1 pseudogene is annotated in these 1,177 nt (G+C 39.7%); it reads left to right on the top strand.

The features are described 5' to 3' along the window. Positions 1 to 166: 166 nt before the first annotated feature. Positions 167 to 1,083 (top strand): annotated as a pseudogene (locus HMPREF2933_RS04575) (IS30 family transposase). The last annotated feature ends 94 nt before the right edge of the window (positions 1,084 to 1,177 follow it).

The raw sequence follows: 1,177 nt of genomic DNA, 5'->3' as shown, positions 1-1,177 counted from the left end.
TTTATTTTTCTTAAACTTTTTCTTCCAATTGAAAGTTCTAAAATGAAGTTAGCCACTTCGAGTGTATGAAAAAACATCTCAAAGAGATATACTTGTAGTTCACCACAAATACAAGGAGATTCTTTAAGATGCCTACTAATTTACCCCAAAAGGCAAGCACTTAACAATAGCTGAGCGCCGTTTAATTGAAAAGTGGAAGGACGAGGAAAAATCAAATCATCAAATCGCTCTCTTGCTTGGAAAAGCACCTCAAACTATTCATAATGGCATCAAGCGTGAGCTGGTTCGCCAACAAGTACGCAAGGGAAGGTTTGAACTGCTCTATTCTGCAGATGCTGCTCAAAGTCGTTACGAATCAGCTAGAAAGAAGTCTGTCCAAAAGGGTCGACTTGATAAGGCTATCAAGGAGAAAATCTTGCACTATATCAAGCAGAAATACTATCCCGAAATATGATGGTAAATGCAAAGAAAGTCAATGTCCCCATATCTACCATCTACTACTTGATTCATCATGGACAGATAGGACTGACCTACAAGGACTTGATTTACCCCAGAAAGCCAAAAGCTGAAAAGAAGGGGGCTAGTCCGCGGTTTAAACCTGTTGGGAAGTCTATTGAGGGACGACCCGAAATCATCAACCAACGTCTTGAAAATGGGCATTATGAGATGGATACCGTCATTCTGACCAAGCAGAAAAATCAGTGCCTTCTCACCCTCACTGACCGCAGAAGTCGGCACCAGATTATCCGACTAATCCCTGACAAAACTGCTCAGTTGGTCAATCAAGCTGTCGCTGCACTTATGGAAACTAATACCATCAAATTCATCACGGCTGATAATGGAACGGAGTTTAATAGACTAGCTGAGATATTTCCACAGGACAACATCTATTACGCGTACCCTTACTCCTCACGGGAAAGAGGAACAAACGAGAATCATAACAGACTTATCAGACGATGGCTTCCTAAGGGAGTTAAGAAAACGATCCACAAACAAGTCACTTTCATCGAAAATTGGATTAATAACGATCCTAATAAAGTTTTAAACTACAAGTCACCTCAGATTTTTTTGTTGAATGGCTAACTTCTACTTGAAATTGAGCTTTTTATGACCTTTAAAAAGGGAAAGTCCTGACTTGTCTTAATCGCTATAATCTTTTAAGTAGGCTCTTAATTCT

The sequence above is a fragment of the Streptococcus sp. HMSC066F10 genome (assembly GCF_001813805.1).
In the GTDB taxonomy this organism is placed as follows: domain Bacteria; phylum Bacillota; class Bacilli; order Lactobacillales; family Streptococcaceae; genus Streptococcus; species Streptococcus vaginalis.
The sequence above is the reverse complement of the archived record's forward strand: the minus strand, read 5'-3'. Positions and strand labels throughout refer to the sequence as shown.